Origin of the sequence: Anaeromicropila herbilytica (genome assembly GCF_016591975.1) — a bacterium.
In the GTDB taxonomy this organism is placed as follows: domain Bacteria; phylum Bacillota; class Clostridia; order Lachnospirales; family Lachnospiraceae; genus Anaeromicropila; species Anaeromicropila herbilytica.
Genome location: NZ_AP024169.1, coordinates 3,727,096 through 3,741,785, shown reverse-complemented (window position 1 = coordinate 3,741,785; position 14,690 = coordinate 3,727,096). Strand labels below are relative to the sequence as shown.

Annotated in this window: 13 protein-coding genes; all 13 read left to right on the top strand. The window is 32.7% G+C overall.

Features of this window, described 5'->3' with window-relative positions; genetic code table 11:
- The first annotated feature begins 90 nt into the window (after positions 1-90).
- The 13 genes from bsdtb5_RS16240 to bsdtb5_RS16180 all read left to right on the top strand — a co-directional run bounded on the left by bsdtb5_RS16240 (position 91) and on the right by bsdtb5_RS16180 (position 14,682).
- Positions 91-1,638, top strand: coding sequence for an NAD(P)H-hydrate dehydratase (locus tag bsdtb5_RS16240; RefSeq protein ID WP_271713022.1), 1,548 nt, complete (start codon positions 91-93; stop codon positions 1,636-1,638).
- 51 nt (positions 1,639-1,689) lie between these two features.
- Positions 1,690-2,859, top strand: coding sequence for an alanine racemase (alr, locus tag bsdtb5_RS16235; RefSeq protein ID WP_271713021.1), 1,170 nt, complete (start codon positions 1,690-1,692; stop codon positions 2,857-2,859).
- A 199-nt stretch (positions 2,860-3,058) separates the two neighbouring features.
- Complete coding sequence (locus tag bsdtb5_RS16230) at positions 3,059-3,406, top strand: type II toxin-antitoxin system PemK/MazF family toxin (RefSeq protein WP_271713020.1); 348 nt, start codon at positions 3,059-3,061, stop codon at positions 3,404-3,406.
- A 643-nt stretch (positions 3,407-4,049) separates the two neighbouring features.
- The gene (locus tag bsdtb5_RS16225; RefSeq protein WP_271713019.1) at positions 4,050-4,820 is read left to right on the top strand and encodes a threonine/serine exporter family protein; all 771 of its coding nucleotides are present in this window, start codon (positions 4,050-4,052) and stop codon (positions 4,818-4,820) included.
- Positions 4,817-5,239, top strand: coding sequence for a threonine/serine exporter family protein (locus bsdtb5_RS16220; RefSeq protein WP_271713018.1), 423 nt, complete (start codon positions 4,817-4,819; stop codon positions 5,237-5,239). Before bsdtb5_RS16225 ends, bsdtb5_RS16220 begins: the two co-directional genes overlap by 4 nt.
- A gap of 74 nt (positions 5,240-5,313) precedes the next feature.
- Complete coding sequence (locus tag bsdtb5_RS16215; RefSeq protein WP_271713017.1) at positions 5,314-6,309, top strand: SPL family radical SAM protein; 996 nt, start codon at positions 5,314-5,316, stop codon at positions 6,307-6,309.
- A 383-nt stretch (positions 6,310-6,692) separates the two neighbouring features.
- Entirely contained in the window at positions 6,693-7,841 is a 1,149-nt protein-coding gene (locus tag bsdtb5_RS16210) for a C45 family autoproteolytic acyltransferase/hydolase (RefSeq protein WP_271713016.1), read from the top strand.
- Positions 7,842-8,341: 500 nt separating this feature from the next.
- Positions 8,342-9,295, top strand: coding sequence for an AraC family transcriptional regulator (locus tag bsdtb5_RS16205; RefSeq protein ID WP_271713015.1), 954 nt, complete (start codon positions 8,342-8,344; stop codon positions 9,293-9,295).
- A 296-nt stretch (positions 9,296-9,591) separates the two neighbouring features.
- Positions 9,592-10,071, top strand: coding sequence for a 23S rRNA (pseudouridine(1915)-N(3))-methyltransferase RlmH (rlmH, locus tag bsdtb5_RS16200; RefSeq protein WP_271713014.1), 480 nt, complete (start codon positions 9,592-9,594; stop codon positions 10,069-10,071).
- 393 nt (positions 10,072-10,464) lie between these two features.
- Complete coding sequence (locus tag bsdtb5_RS16195; protein WP_271713013.1) at positions 10,465-10,923, top strand: TFIIB-type zinc ribbon-containing protein; 459 nt, start codon at positions 10,465-10,467, stop codon at positions 10,921-10,923.
- Positions 10,907-11,680, top strand: coding sequence for a hypothetical protein (locus bsdtb5_RS16190; protein WP_271713012.1), 774 nt, complete (start codon positions 10,907-10,909; stop codon positions 11,678-11,680). Before bsdtb5_RS16195 ends, bsdtb5_RS16190 begins: the two co-directional genes overlap by 17 nt.
- 83 nt (positions 11,681-11,763) lie before the next feature.
- Entirely contained in the window at positions 11,764-12,519 is a 756-nt protein-coding gene (locus bsdtb5_RS16185) for a hypothetical protein (protein ID WP_271713011.1), read from the top strand.
- A 432-nt stretch (positions 12,520-12,951) separates the two neighbouring features.
- A complete protein-coding gene (locus tag bsdtb5_RS16180) occupies positions 12,952-14,682 on the top strand; it encodes an AIPR family protein (protein ID WP_271713010.1) in 1,731 nt (576 codons plus the stop codon).
- Positions 14,683-14,690: the final 8 nt, after the last annotated feature.

Sequence of the window (14,690 nt, the reverse complement as noted above, 5' to 3'; positions counted from 1 at the left end):
ATGTCGCCAAGGCGACGGATGGGAGCAATGTGAAGAAAAACATTTCACATCCCTGATTTGCATGTCGCCAAGGCGACGGATGGGAGCTTTATGAGGTATATTCTTAATAATCAAGAGATGAAAAAACTTGACTACATAACAATAACAGACATAGGAATCCCTTCGATGGTCTTAATGGAGAAGGCAGCACTCTCAGTATGCGAAGAGATTACCAGTAGAGTTAAGAAGTCAGATAAGATCTTAATAGTTGCAGGAATTGGCAATAACGGTGGAGATGGTATTGCAATTGCAAGGCTTCTTTATGATAAAGAGTATGATGTTCGTATTCATATCTTAGGAAAAGAAGAAAATGCAACCGAAGAGACGAAGTTACAATTAAGAATAGCTCATAATTTAGGAGTTCCCATTGATAACATTATAAACGTTTCTGAATATAATATAGTAGTGGATGCTATCTTTGGTATTGGGCTTACCAGAGATGTTACAGGTCATTACGAGAAAGCCATCCGAGATATCAATGAAGCTAGGAACACAGTATTTGCTGTGGATATCCCATCTGGAATTGATGGAGATACTGGGAAAGTACGTAATATTGCAGTAAAGGCTGATTATACGATAACATTTGGCTATTCCAAAATAGGACTAATGTTATATCCAGGATGTGAATATGCAGGTGAAGTTAAGGTCGCTGATATTGGTTTTGCTACGAAAGCACTTGACGATATTAGGCCCCATACGTTTCATTATGAAAAAGAAGATATCAGAACTTATTTACCGAAGAGAAAATCAGATTCGAACAAGGGAAGTTTTGGTAAGGTATTAGTGATTGCAGGCTCAAAGAATATGTCTGGAGCTTGTTTTTTATCGGCTAAAGCAGCCTATATAACTGGAGCTGGATTAGTGAAAGTATTGACGGTAGAGGAAAATCGTACGATTATTCAGACTTTGCTCCCAGAAGCACTATTAACCACATACAATACAGAAGACTTACTCAGTGCTTCCAAGAAATCTATGGTTCTGAACACGATAGAAAACGCCATGGAATGGGCCAGTGTAATAGTAATTGGGCCAGGAATTGGAATGTCTGAGAGTTCTAAGATTATAGTGGAGAAAATTATTAGGGATTCTAAAGTTCCAACAATTCTAGATGCTGATGCATTGAATCTACTGTCAAGTATGAGCGAATATGTTAAAAGTGAGCAAGTGAATGGAAATGAGTTATATCAGATACAATTACCAGAGAATTTTATCATAACACCTCATATGAAGGAAATGTCAAGGCTACTGCATGTGGATATGGATCAAGTAAGAGAATGGTATTATGATAGTACTACCAAAGAAAAGCAAGTAAGTGATTGTATTGTAGTCTTAAAAGATGCAAGGACACTGGTAGTAAATAAAGAAAAGACTTATATTAATGTGTCTGGAAATAATGGAATGTCAACAGGAGGCTCTGGCGATGTCCTTACTGGTATCATTGCTGGTTTAATTGCTGGTGGTTTAGAAAACTATGAAGCAGCTGCATTAGGAGTATTTATGCATGGTATGGCAGCAGATGAGAAGGTGAAAGAGAAAAGCACATATTCCTTAATGGCTAGTGATATCCTTGATGGACTACCACACTTGTTCAAAGTGTGAATCAAATATATTGAAATACGTGTGTTATGACACACAGATTGGAGCTAAGTTATGAAAGAATACTATAGGGTAAAAGCAAATATTAATCTAGATGCTATTTGCAAAAATATGATGGAAACAAGAAAAATTATTCATGAGAATACGAAATTAATGGCGATTGTGAAGGCAGACGCATACGGGCACGGTGTCATACCAGTGGTAAGAGCACTTGATGGTATCGGAATCGATGCATACGGAATCGCTATATTAGAAGAAGGTATTGAGATTCGTGAAGCTGGAATTAAGAAACCAATTCTTATCTTAGGTTATACACCAAGTCCTATGTATCGTGATCTAGTAAAATATGATATTACGCAAGCAGTATTTAAGTATGATATGGCAAAGGAGATATCTGATGCAGCAGTGGAACTAGGTATGGAAGCAAATATTCATATCAAATTAGATACTGGAATGAGTAGAATAGGGTTCTCAGTATCAGAAGAAAGCATTGAGACCATTTTAGATATTGCTAAGTTACCTAATATAAAGATTACAGGAATCTTTACTCACTTTGCATGTGCAGATGAGAAAGATAAAGCATCAGCAAATAGACAACTTCAAAGATTTAATCAATTCGTGAAGGAATTAGAACAAAAAGGACTTCATATTCCAATGAAGCATGTATCAAATAGTGCTGGAATTATTGATATGCCAGAAGCAAACTTAGACATGGTTCGAAGTGGAATATCTACATATGGAATGTATCCTTCCGATGAGGTAGACAAGAGTAAACTTCCACTAGTACCAGCTCTAGAGTTAAAATCAAATATTGTATTTATAAAAGAAGTTCCAGAAGGCGTAGGTGTTGGTTATAATAGTACTTACGTAACAACAAAGACTACAAAGATCGCAACAATACCTGTTGGATATGGAGATGGTTATCCAAGAGGACTATCCTCCAAAGGAAGAGTATTAATTCATGGTAAATCTGCACCTATTATTGGAAGAGTATGCATGGACCAATTTATGGTTGATATAACAGATATCCCAGAGGCTAAAGAAGGGGATGAAGTTACTTTAGTAGGTCGTGACCAAAATGAGTTCATATCGGTTGAGGAATTAGCAGGATTATCTTATTCCTTTAATTATGAATTTGTATGTAATATTGGAAAGAGAATACCAAGGGTATACTATAAAAATGGAGAAGTAATCGACACAAGAGATTATTTTGAGCGATCCTAGATGGTTCGAGTGTGAAAGGTATCTTAAAAAAGGACTTTTGACACTCGAGCCATAAAGTAAAAAGAAAGTAGCTATTCAGCCAGCTATATGACTGAATAGTTGCAATTAAATAAAATAATAAAAAGAAAGCACTTTATGGAATACACACGAAGAAAATGGCAATACTATATTTAAAGCTATCATATGGAGTGTGAATAAAGTGGTAATTAAAAGAGGAGATATATATTATGCAGACTTACGACCTGTAATTGGGTCGGAGCAAGGTGGTGTTCGACCAGTACTTATCGTTCAGAATGATACTGGTAACAAACATAGCCCAACAGTCATATGCGCAGCAATTACATCAAAAATGAATAAAGCAAAATTGCCTACGCATGTTGAGATAGATGCAGATAAGTATGGAATCATTAAAGATTCAGTAATATTATTAGAACAAGTAAGAACCATTGATAAAACTAGGCTTAAGGAAAAAGTCTGTCACTTAGATCCAGATTTTTTGAAGAAAATCGATAAGGCCCTCCTTATTAGTTTGTCTTTGGATACATAAGCTTACCAAAAGGAGCTGTTACCAATGTTTTTAATTAAAACATTAAGTAGCAGCTCCTTTTGACAATCAGTTGAAATGATTGTCAGTAATCATTAAGATTACTACGCGTATAATAGGGTGGGAGTAGAAAGTGTTTTTATTCACTATCTATTATCAAGTATAATTAATAGATGTGATGATTCTGTGAACATGTTGTGAAATATTTAAAATGCTCATTTGCTCATTAGTTTATGTAATCTAAATACAATAACTTTGATATATAGTCTATGATAAATCTGGAAAAATATAAACTGCCTTAATCGTTCACTATATGAATAATTGGGAGGTATACAGTGAGATTAAGGAAGTTTATATTATATTGTGAGGGGAGAAAGTGAATATATTCACTCCTGTATTTATAATAGGCTCGAATTATGTTATAATTATGTCAAATTTGCATAAAACAGCATAAATAGGTAATATTTCCTAGATTAAGATAGAGTGGAAATATTGATAAAGATAAATCTAAAACATTAATAAAAACAGATAGAAAACATTATGGCTTATTTAATAAAAATACAAGTTTGAAGTTGATAATAAATCATAGAATAGATTAAGAATATCCGAATGAATTTAGTTCTTAATATAGAGAGAAGGTGGATACATGAATTATAAACTCCTAGTAGATACTGCTATTCTAGCAGGAGAGATTATGCTACGCAGTGGAGCAGAGACTTACCGCGTAGAAGATACCATTATAAGAATATTAAGAACATCCAAGTTACAGAAAAGTGAAGCTTTCGTTACATCAACTGGAATTATTGTAACGTTAGATGATCCTACCATAGATGCAATTAGTTTGGTGCAAAGGGTAACGACAAGGAGCACGAATCTAACGAATATATATGAGGCAAATGAAATCTCAAGAAAGCTATGTTCAGAACGAATTACGATTGAAGAAGCATATCCGTTACTCAAAGAGCTCAAAGATAAGAAACCGTATCCACTGTGGTTAGTATATGCTTGTACTGTTTTTACAGCAGTGTTCTTTACTGTTTTATTAGCTGGTACACTAATAGATGCTAGCTTAGCCTTTTTAAATGGAATTCTTATGGTGGGATGCATGATTCTAGAGAGAAAGCTGAGGCTTCATGGTTTTATTACAAATATGCTTAGCTCTTTTTTGATTGCAATTAATACAGTAATATTACTTAGTTGTCTGCATCATGGAGTTAACCGAGAAATCATTATTACTGGTTCCATCATGCCTATGGTACCAGGAGTTGCGATTACCAATGCAATCAGGGATACCTTACAAGGTGATTATATGTCTGGTAGTGCAAAGGCATTAGAAGCATTCGTATCGGCAGCTTCCATAGCAGCTGGAATTGGTGCTGGTCTATCATTAGGATATTACCTTGGAGGTATGTTATGACAATGTTAACTCAGGTTCTTGGTGCATTCGTTGCGACCATTGCATTTTCAATTGTAATCGGGGTTCCAAAGAAATTTATTGTAAATACTGGAGCAGTTGGTGGATTCGGCTGGTTCATCTATTTATTATTTCAAAATATAGGCTATGGTGTTGTATTATGCTATTTTATCTCAAGTATCATGGTTGCGTTATTATCACATAGTTTTGCAAGAATTAGAAAAGCACCTGTTACGGTATTCTTAATTCCAGGAATCATTCCTCTTGTACCTGGTATATCTGTGTATCGTACGGTTTATAATATCATTATAAATGAGACAGGCAGATCAAGTTATTATTTGGCGCAGACCTTGCAGATAGCGGGTGTCATTGCTATTGCTATCTTTATTATGGATTCTATCTTTCGTGTTTTTCAGAAATAATGGAATGGCATATAATGAGTTGCTAGGTTAATAGCTTGTTCATGTTCTTATATTATCACAAAGGAAGTGCCATAATGATACCAAGCAAAATCTATTACGAACCAAGTGCATTGCAGTATGAATTAGGAAAGCAATTAGAAGAAAAATATAAACAAATTGAGTGGATTCCAATTGATAATCACAATAATATTCCAGAGTTGCGGAACAATGAAAATAGCGAATTTGCAAAGATGAAACGCTATATTATCATTGGTACCAGAAAGACACATAAGTATGTTACGAATCAGAAGGTGTCCGATTATCTAGTTCCATATACATCGTCAGGATGTTCAGCTGCGTGTCTATACTGTTACCTCGTATGTAATTATAATAAATGCTCTTATCTGAGGCTATTTGTTAATCGAGAACAGATGTTAGAGCGATTAATGAAGCATGCTAATAAAAGTAAAGAAGAATTAACCTACGAGATTGGGAGCAATAGTGATCTTGTTCTTGAAAATTCGATTACAAATAATCTTGTCTGGACAATTGAACAGTTTGCAAAGAATCCGAAAGGTAAGATTACGTTCCCAACCAAATTCGATATGGTTGATCCACTCTTAGGACTAGATCATAAAGGAAAAGTTATCTTTCGAATGAGTGTGAATCCTACCCAGATTATTAAGGAGATTGAGATTGGGACAGCTTCCCTTAAGAACCGGATTCAAGGCGTGAATAAGATGTGCGAAGCAGGATATAAAGTCGGATTACTAATTGCCCCAGTTATTATGGTGGAAGGCTGGAAAGCGTTATATGTGGAATTATTAGACATCTTAGAAGCTGAGCTATCTGAGAAGATGAAGGAGCAGATGTTCATTGAAGTAATCTTTATGACCTACAGCTTTGTACACCGTAAAATTAATAACGAAGCATTTCCAGAGGCCGTTGAATTATATGATAAGGAACTTATGACAGGTAGAGGAATGGGAAAATACTGTTATAGGCAAGACCTTCGCGCCGAGGGAGAAGTATTTATTCGAGAGGAGATTGGAAAGAGGTTCGGGGAGAAGAAGATATTATATGTGTCGTGATAGATAGTGGAGTTATGAACTGTAATTAATATAGTACTTTGTGTTGGCATTCAAGTTCTTGATAAGGGTAAAATAAGGGATAATGATGGATTAAGAGGGATGAATAAGAGATAACTAAGAGATTCTAAAGGAAATTTAGAATTTCTTAGTTATCTCTTATTTTTTTGCGACTTTATATCATTTAAACTTTATTTCATTTTAAATCTTAGATTATGATTTAAGGAATATTTCTAGTGAACTTAGCAATCTGAATCAAATTTAAATATACAATAATACGTATAATTAGAACATAGGAATTGCGCAAAACCATATACGAATTCAATTATGTATTATCAAATAAATATAGATTTAATAAATTTTAATATCTATGGAGGAAGATTGTTATGAAGGCTAAGAAAGAAGTAAAAGAAGTTATATATAGACATCTAACGTTAAGTGGCACATCATATGAGATTGGAAAGATGGAGGGTGAATTTTTAAAGAAATATCATCCAGAAGAAGTTCAATTCTTTCTTGAAGGGAATGATTGGTTTCGGCCTGTAACTGATGCAAGTTTACAAAAAGCGATGGACATCTTTTCGAAATATTGTCCTTACATTAATGAAGAAATTCAAGGCTTCGCAGAGAGTCTTGGAGTGAGTGCAAAACAAATCTTATACTACGGTTTTTCCTATGTTAGTACAGGAAACTGTAGCCATTTTACAGTTCATCCGGATAGAGTGGCGGATGGGCATATGTATGTCGGAAGAAGTTATGAATGGAATGATGAGGATGACTTTAGGTTGATAACGACAAAAGCAGAGGGGGTATATGCCCACATAGGCTTCTCACTTCTTCTACTTGGAAGATTTGACGGAATGAATGAGCATGGACTGTGTGTTACGATGTCTAATGCAGTACCTATGGAACAATCGGAGGAAGAGGGTCTAAGGTTCTGGATGGTTATTCGTATCTTATTAGATCAATGTAAGACAGTCGAAGAAGCGGTAGGACTAATAAAGGAGCTTCCGATATCTTCTTATTGTAATCTAATTATCGCGGATAAGAATAATCATGCAGTACTTGCTGAGATATGTAATTCGACTAAGACTTTTCGAGCTATCAAGGAGGGTGAAACGCATAGTGTTGATGTGCAAGAGAGTGTTCGAGATACTTATGTATGTTCCACTAATCATTATACTCTTCCTGGAATGGAAGACTGTGTGAAGAATAAAATGAATCATTCGGTATATCGGTATCAAGCTATGATAAGAGGATTAGAAGAAAAAGATATATTAGATAGAGATGATTTCATGAACATTCTTACTAAGCATACCCCAGAAGGTTTAGCTTGTCATTATTATGAGGAGTGGTTAGGAACTCTATGGTCCATGTTATTTGACATTACTAATCTTACGATAGATATCTGTTTTGGATCATCAGTCGTGAATAAGTGGTATACGTTTGACCTGAACACTGAGCCAGGTGTGAGAGAGTATCTAGGAATCTTGCCATTAGAGAAAGCGGATAACATTATGTGGCAGAGAGTCTAAGAGTCAGATTGCACCCTGATTATTCAAAGCCTTGTTACATACGCTTAAAGAAACATAAATGAAGAATTGAAAGAATAAATAGAGTGTCGGAACATTACCATGAATAGCTCATTGTCTAGAAGATAGAGAGCAATCCATAGAAGTTTCGACGCTTTTATTTTATATAAGGAGATGAGTGAAATTGTTGATAGGAATACTTTGTTATATACACTATTAATAAATACTAGACATAAACTATGAATTATGAATAAATGAACTATGAGATAAAATGTGGAATATCATATGAAATATGAAATTAAATACAAAAAATAAAATGAACTCACTGAAAATCGGTATTTTACCGTAATATAGATAAAGATAGAGTCTATATAATAACTAATTATTGAAAGCTAATATAGTTTAAAATATAATAGTTGTATTGCTTTTCATAACAGCTAATATTTTGGTGTGAATATTTCCTTCTTACCAATGACTAAATATAAGAAAATGGATGTGATACTGTGAATTACTATTATGATAATATATTTAAAGCAATCCAGTATATTGAGAATAACTTAATGAACGATCTGAATCTGACAGATATCATTTCGTGTACAGGCTTCTCAAAATACCATTTTGCAAGGATATTTAAAGCTATCTCAGGATATACCATAAATGATTATATACGTAAGAGAAGAATGACAGAAGCAACTAGGTTACTCACGAATTCCAATATGAGAATCCTTGATATAGCAATATCCTATGGGTATAATTCGCAAGAAGCATTTACTAGGGCATTTAAGGAAGTATATGATGTAACACCTCGTTATTATCGCGAACATAAGTTATGCTATGATAATCTGGGTCAATTAATATTATCAGAAGAATTATTGGATGCGAAAACTAATTCAGATTATATCGAACCTATAATTGTGGAAAAAGATAGCTTCTATCTTGTGGGAATAGAATACCAAGGACAGAATAGACATGGGGAGATACCAAAGTTGTGGAATGAACTTGATAGGTATATAGATGATATTGGGAGCATGATAAATAAAGATTCATGTTATGGATTAGAACGTTATATGGATTATACAGAGGAGGAACATGCAAAAGATGATTGGAGCTTTCGGTATCTGGCAGGAGTAGAATTGTTGCAATGTGATGAGAAGAGTTTAAGAAGTATCATAAACTGCCAGCAAACAAGTCTAGAGCAAGATGGAAAAGTAGATAATAAGACAGAGTTTCTTATGAAGCGAAAGATTATAAAGATTCAAAAATCAAAGTATGCAGTATTTCCCATTCAATCAGTCATCGAAAATGTGCCGAATACAATTGGTAAAATCTATTCTATGTATCTACCAAAGACTGGTCTTAAGATAAAAGGGGATTATGATTTTGAGTTCTATGATAATAGTTTCAGACCGAATGAATATGATTCTTATTTGTATCTGTATATTCCGATTGAGGATTGATTGTGATAGATGAATGGTGAAGGAATGTTGAGTAAAATTGATCTTAGGATGAATGGTGATAAGTACGAAAGATAGATGAAAGTGTGAAAGATAACTCTCATATGAGGATTAAGAGAGTGTAGTGTGAAATACTTTTTTTCACAAGTTGAATTTAGGTCTGCGAGCAAGTCGCAGACATGGACGTTAAAATAATATTCAAATGATAATTGCTAAAGTATGTTAAAATAATGTTCATATGATAATTACAAAATGGTATGTGAAAGCATACTTAAGATGAAAGATAAATGGAGGCAAAAATGCGAATTACAGTAGTATGTGTAGGAAAGATAAAAGAAAAATATTTTACAATGGGGATTGAGGAATATAGTAAAAGGCTTAGTCGTTATTGTAAATTAGATATTATAGAGTTACCAGATGAGAAAACTCCAGATAATGCAAGTGCAGCAGAAGAATTACAGATTAAGAAAAAGGAAGGCGAGCGAATTCTTAAGAGTGTAAAAGATGGTGCTTATGTAATTGCTCTTGCTATTGAAGGGAAGATGCTAACTTCGGAGGAATTGTCTGAGAAGATAGAAGCCTTGGGTGTGAATGGGGATAGCCATATTGTATTCATTATTGGTGGATCACTTGGGTTAGACGCAGAAGTACTTAAAAGAGCGGATTATAAATTGAGTTTTTCTAAGATGACCTTTCCACATCAGATGATGAGGATGGTGTTGTTGGAACAGGTGTATAGAGGGTATCGGATTATGAAGGGGGAACCGTACCACAAGTAAAGGGGCGTTTTACTGAAAAAGGGTGAAGTAGGAATATGTTGTAAGAAAAGTTTTTGTAGAAAAGCCAATATATCTAAAATTGTCAGATATATTGGCTTGAATTATTTAATCTGCTAGGATTGTGTGCATATTTTCCTTACCGGATTAGTTACGGTTAAACTCTGATGGCTGTATTAAGTGCCGTAGTCTTAGTATCTCATTAAAAAATTTAGATACATAATTACTTGAAAAAAATGTTATATTGTGTAAAAATATAAAGATAGGGACTATTAGTTATAGAAGAGAGTATAAACTGTTCTTAGATGATGTTGCTAGAGAACTGTTTCAAATCAAAAACGGAACTTAGATTGAGTAAAATAATAAGTATATGATAGTAATGAAGAGGGGAGAGAAATGAGCGAAAGTATTGGACAAGTATCAATTCCTTCTGATCATGATGGTTTTGTATTGTTACAATGTCCATTATGTGGGGAATTTTTTAAGATCAAGCCTGAGGATTACTATGCAGATGATGTATTAGAAGTATGGTGTCCAAGTTGTGGGTTAAAGTCTAACAACTATTTTACAGATGATGTACATGAATTAGTGGGAAAAAAAGCTATGAACTTTGTTGAAGACTATATATATGGTGAAATGAAGAAAATGGAGAAGAAACTTAAAGGAGGTGTTATAAGTTTAAAGGTAAATAATAAACCCAAGCATTTGGAGGAAAGACCTATATTAGCTGGAGTTGAAGCATTGGAAATATTTAAATATCCTTGCTGTAAACGTGAGGCAAAGATAAAAACATTATATAAGATATGTGGCAGTTATTGTCCGTTTTGTGGGGTGAGATATGATGAATATAGATAAGAAAACTCTGAAGATAATATCATTAGAATTCAGAACAATAGCTAATAGACTTATTAATTGCAACCATCAAACAGGTATGGGGTTGATGAAACAATTCCTCGACTATATTGAAGGAAATGATATAATACATGAATATATAATTGGTTTTGTTAAATCGGACGATTTTGAACCAGTGGAGAGACGGACTTGTTTTACATCTATTGGAGATAATAAACAAGAAGAAATATCATTTGTATATCAGTACATAAGATATGCAGTAGAAAATTTTAATAATATATATTATGATATGGCAATGGGGTATGCACGTGAGGCTAATGATGCAGTCAAGGAGTTTTGTAATAGAATAATCTTACCTTTTGTTAATTACATAGAAGGTTATCTTACCGAGATAGGAATAAAAATGGGATATGATGAGGATGTGAAGTATATGATACATGTTAGTGGAGGAGTTGCACAGGTTAATGTGGCAAATGACAGTGGTATAGTGAATGCAACACAGAATAATGGAACGTGTTCACAAGATTTAGAGAAATTAATTTTTAAGTTAATGGATACCATACCAAAGGATTTATCAGAGGAAGATCGAAATCAAATTACAGAAAGTATAGAAGTAATAAGAGAAGAGTCGCAAAGTGAAACGCCAAGAAAGAGTTTTGTTAATATGGCGGTGAAGGGATTACAGATGATAAAAGGTGGGACAGAGTTTGCTGCTGCAGTAGCAGGAATATGTCAATTTGTACAGCCTTTATTAGGATAGGAAGGATCTTATATATGTTCATTGATAAATAAGATTTACTTGTAAAAAAGTATGTAAATTATTAAAGAACTTAGGGGGATAAGATGTTAGAGGATCTATTATATGAGAAAATTATAGGTAAAGGTGTTGATTTAGTAGAAAGACGTATTAATAGATTAAGCGTGGATAATAAAAGGTGTAAACTGTGGGAAAAAGCATTTTTAAATGTTGCAAAATATTCAGAAAAGATTAATGACAGTTTTTGCATTGAGTTGTCTAAACATAGGACACTAAGAAGATTTTTTTACTTAACATTTGATACTGACAGTGCTCGGTTCCCTGTAGATAGCTTTATTATTGCATTAGCAATGGAATTAAAAGATTATAATATTAAATTATCAACTAAAGATATAATTGGAGTTGGAGAAGCTATAATTCAGATGTGGAAACAAGTAATAGTGTATAGTGATGAGGCTGATAGTATAACATGTTTTAATGATAGTATAGAAATATATAAGGATTCTCTTATTGGCATAATAAATAGCCATGATAATATAATAAGGAGCTTTTATAAAGATCTAGAAGATCCAAATGGTTTGGATAAAATAAGAGTATACTACCCTGCTACAGGTAAGAATTATATAGAGTGGAAGCAAGAATATAGTATTGATATTTGTGTAAATATGCATAAAGGAATGCCGTTAGGTTTTACTCGGATTGGATATGACTATTACCTACTTGAGAATCAACCAGAACAATTAAAATTATCATACATATCTGAAGATAGCAAGTCCGAAATAATGAGAGTACATACATTTGATTTTCCAGATGATGAAAGAAGACTTATCTGGGTATATTAGTTTTTGAATTCATAATAATAGTATTGGTAAAGATATATAGAATAAAAACGCTCCTTTAATATGATACGGTGAACCGTACCACAAGTAGAGGGGCGTTTTATTGAATTTCTACAGAAAAACTAGAGTTATTATAGGAAAATAGAGCTAATGCATCTTAAAATATATGGTGTATTAGTTTTTTAAATTTGATAAAACTTAGTATTTAACTTTTACAGTAATAATTCATTTTAGAAGTTTTTAGTCGTGCCAGAGTCTTAACACGGTTTCCTTCAACAGAACTCTATTTAATATTTAATAATAATATGAAAAACTGTTGATTATTGGTTTAATATGAGTAAAATCGAAATATATTGGAATAACATAATATAAAGAGCAGGAAAGTGTGACAATATTTGATGTTCTAGTATTAAAATAACTGTTGGGGGTAACATTTTGGATGCTATAACAAAAAAGTTTTTATTAGATTTTAAAAAATTGTATGAAATCGAAACTATGAAAGAAGATGATGCATTTGAGTATTTTGTTAATTATTGCTGTGTAAATAAAGAAAATGGTCTAGTAGATATAAAACTAAAGGAATTTTCTACAGGAAAAAATGCTCAAGGGATAGATGGGATTGCAATAATAGTTAACCACAAGTTAGTTACGTCAATTTCGGAAATTGAATTTCAAATAGAAAATAGTAGTTTTCTTGATGTTAAATTTGTTTTTATACAAACAAAAACATCTGAGTCATTTGATAATACATTAATGCTTAATTTTTTTGAATTTACAAAGGCTTTTTTTGAAGATGATGAAACTGTTTTTGATATTCCGGAAATTAAGAACTTTTTTGAGATGAAGCAGTTTATTTATGATAATGCTGAATATATGACAGAAAGAAATCCACAGCTTTCAATGTATTATGTTTCTACTGGAAAGTGGGTCGAAGATAAAACTCTGGTAAAATTAATTAACAGGAATAAAAAAGAGTTGGAGACTTTTCGAATATTTTCTTGTATTGAATTTTATCCTTGTGGTGCAACAGAAATACAAGATTTGTACAGAAAATCAAAGAATGTATTAAAGGCTAAGTTTAAATTCGAAAAAAATATTGAAATGTTTTCAGGAGAAGATGGAGAGCCAACAGGTTATAGCGGGATTATTCCGTTTAAAGAATTTAGAAAAATTATAATAGGAGATGGCGACTCTTTAAGACCTGTATTTGATGATAATATTAGAGATTTTTTAGGTAATAAAAATCCAGTTAATTCCGAAATTCAAAAGTCTTTAGATGTAATGGATATTAATTCGTTTTGTATGCTAAATAATGGGATAACAATTGTAGCTAACCGTGCTACTGTTACAGGAACAACAGCAATACTTAATGATTATCAGATCGTAAATGGATGTCAAACAAGTCATGTATTATATGAAAATAGAAATCTTAAGGGTATTGATGAACTACTTATTCCAATAAAACTAATTGGAACTACGAATGACGATATGAAAAATATGATTACTAAAGCTACTAATAGTCAAACGTCAATTAAACCAGAACAATTGGAAGCTTTATCGGATTTTCAAAAAAAACTAGAAGTTTATTATTCTACATTTGAGAATTCTAATGCTAGGCTTTATTATGAAAGAAGGACAGGTCAATATAGAGTTAGCTCTGTTCCAAAAACAAGAATTGTAAATATTCCATCGCAAATAAAATCAGTAACAGCAATGTTTCTTGATGATCCACATGGAGTATCAGGTAATTATGGAGCAATAGTTAAAAAAGTTGGGCATAGGATATTCAAATCAAATGATAAGAAGATAATTTATTACACGAGCTCGTTAGCACAATATAAAATTGAATATATGATTGATAATAAAATAATTGATAAAAAGTATAATAAAGCTAGATATCATGCTATGATGTTATTTCGTATGGTTATAGCGGGTAAAAAAGTTCCAAGGTTTAATGAAAATAAAATGGATGCATATTGTCAGAAAATAATTGATGTTTTAAATGATGAAAATCAATGTAAAGATTTATTTAAGAAAATTGTGAATTTTATTGCTGATCAAGATGCTATTGATTTTGATGATAGAAAGACTTTTGAGAGAAAAGAAACAACTGAATATTTAAAAAGTAAATTGAAGTCTTTAAATACATATTTAAATAGTAAATAATATAATTT

Excerpts from the sequence above, each read along its gene's own strand:
- rlmH (WP_271713014.1), top strand. The coding sequence starts at position 9,592 with ATGCGAATTACAGTAGTATGTGTAGGAAAGATAAAAGAAAAATATTTT.
- bsdtb5_RS16240 (WP_271713022.1), top strand. The coding sequence starts at position 91 with ATGAGGTATATTCTTAATAATCAAGAGATGAAAAAACTTGACTACATA.
- bsdtb5_RS16225 (WP_271713019.1), top strand. The coding sequence starts at position 4,050 with ATGAATTATAAACTCCTAGTAGATACTGCTATTCTAGCAGGAGAGATT.
- bsdtb5_RS16195 (WP_271713013.1), top strand. The coding sequence starts at position 10,465 with ATGAGCGAAAGTATTGGACAAGTATCAATTCCTTCTGATCATGATGGT.
- alr (WP_271713021.1), top strand. The coding sequence starts at position 1,690 with ATGAAAGAATACTATAGGGTAAAAGCAAATATTAATCTAGATGCTATT.
- bsdtb5_RS16215 (WP_271713017.1), top strand. The coding sequence starts at position 5,314 with ATGATACCAAGCAAAATCTATTACGAACCAAGTGCATTGCAGTATGAA.
- bsdtb5_RS16220 (WP_271713018.1), top strand. The coding sequence starts at position 4,817 with ATGACAATGTTAACTCAGGTTCTTGGTGCATTCGTTGCGACCATTGCA.
- bsdtb5_RS16185 (WP_271713011.1), top strand. The coding sequence starts at position 11,764 with ATGTTAGAGGATCTATTATATGAGAAAATTATAGGTAAAGGTGTTGAT.
- bsdtb5_RS16210 (WP_271713016.1), top strand. The coding sequence starts at position 6,693 with ATGAAGGCTAAGAAAGAAGTAAAAGAAGTTATATATAGACATCTAACG.
- bsdtb5_RS16190 (WP_271713012.1), top strand. The coding sequence starts at position 10,907 with ATGATGAATATAGATAAGAAAACTCTGAAGATAATATCATTAGAATTC.